Source organism: Herbaspirillum sp. GW822-FHT03A08 (genome assembly GCF_058801885.1).
Map to the genome: position 1 here is coordinate 1 of NZ_JBXANR010000016.1, position 1,436 is coordinate 1,436.

The 1,436-nt window shown below is 52.0% G+C and carries 2 protein-coding genes; both read left to right on the top strand.

Features of this window, described 5'->3' with window-relative positions; genetic code table 11:
• Positions 1–231 (top strand): hypothetical protein (locus AC1RN6_RS24070; RefSeq protein WP_493007997.1); only part of this gene is annotated, 231 nt, incomplete at its 5' end.
• 63 nt (positions 232–294) lie between these two features.
• Positions 295–1,436: methyl-accepting chemotaxis protein (locus tag AC1RN6_RS24075; protein ID WP_493007998.1), on the top strand; the 1,142-nt coding region annotated here is incomplete at its 3' end.

The following is a 1,436-nucleotide window of genomic DNA, read 5'->3' on the forward strand; positions in this document are numbered from 1 at the left end:
GCGCTGGTCGCAACTACGATCTCCGGACCGCGATTCCAGCAATGCCTTGATGAGCTCAAACATCTGCTGGCCGACAGCGACGCAGCTTCGCTGGATTCGCTGAGCGAACTGGAAGGCATTGTTGCCGGAAGCAGCGAGGCAATTCAGTTGCGCGAGGTCGCGGCGAAGATTGAAACCTTCGACTTCGATGAAGCTTTGGCCTTGCTTAACACCGTGTCTTTCGTGCGATGAATATGCTTTGTCATCGACCGGAAATGATCCGATAAATATATTTTTAATCAACAGGGGATGGTCATGACAATTTCAAAAAAGCTTCACCTTCTGATTTTTTCCGTGCTTCTTGGATTGGTTATTCTGACGGGAATCAGCGTATACCAGATCGACAGAGTCAATCGGGCCGCCAGTTATGCAACGGTCAAAACGGTTCCCAGCATCCTCACCATACAGGATGCCTCTGACGCCGCATATTCCATTCGGGTAGCGCTGTGGAAGTACATTGCCGATGCCGATCCTGCGGTAAGAAGCTCGACGGAAAAGGCGATGAGTGCGGCACACGTCAAAGTCACCGATGCATTGAACAAGTACGAAAAAGAAAATATCGCAGACAAGAATGATGCCGAACTGCTGCGCGCTGCCCGTGAGACGTTTGCCGTTTATGAAAAGCAGCGAGAAATCGTCATGGCTGTTGCTGCAGCCGGGAAGATAGAAGAAGCGATGAATTCGATGCTGGCGTCACAAGGCGCCGTCGACAAGATGATGAACGCCTTCGCAGAACAAAAAAAGTACAACGAAAAACTCGGCAAGCAAGGCGCTGAGACGGCGACAGCAACCATGCAGAACGCCAATATTCTCGCGGTTCTCGTCAGCGTGATCGTCGCTTTGGTGGTGGCAATAACCGGCTTGATGCTGTCCCGGAAAATAGTGAGATCGCTTCTTGAAGCCGTCAACGTCGCAAAGGCAGTTGCCGACGGCAATTTGACGATGAATATCCGGGTGACCTCCAAAGACGAGATAGGTCAGCTGATGCAAGCCATTGATCAGATGAATAGCAGTCTTGTCGCCATCGTCAGCGATGTCCGTCTTAGCGTGAACACGATCACTGCAGCCTCCAGTGGGATTGCGTCCGGCAATATGAATCTTTCCGTTAGAACAGAACAGCAAGCAGGGTCACTGGAAGAAACAGCGTCCGCGATGGAAGAACTGACTTCCACTGTTAAGCAAAATGCCGACAATGCCCGTCAAGCCAATGAGTTGGCGGTTTCCGCTTCCGAGGTGGCCACCGAAGGGGGTAATGTCGTCAGCCAGGTAATCACCACCATGGACACGATCAATACTTCTTCACGCAAGATCGTGGACATCATCAGCGTCATCGACGGCATCGCCTTCCAGACCAACATCCTCGCACTCAATGCGGCGGTAGAAGCTGCCCGTGCCGG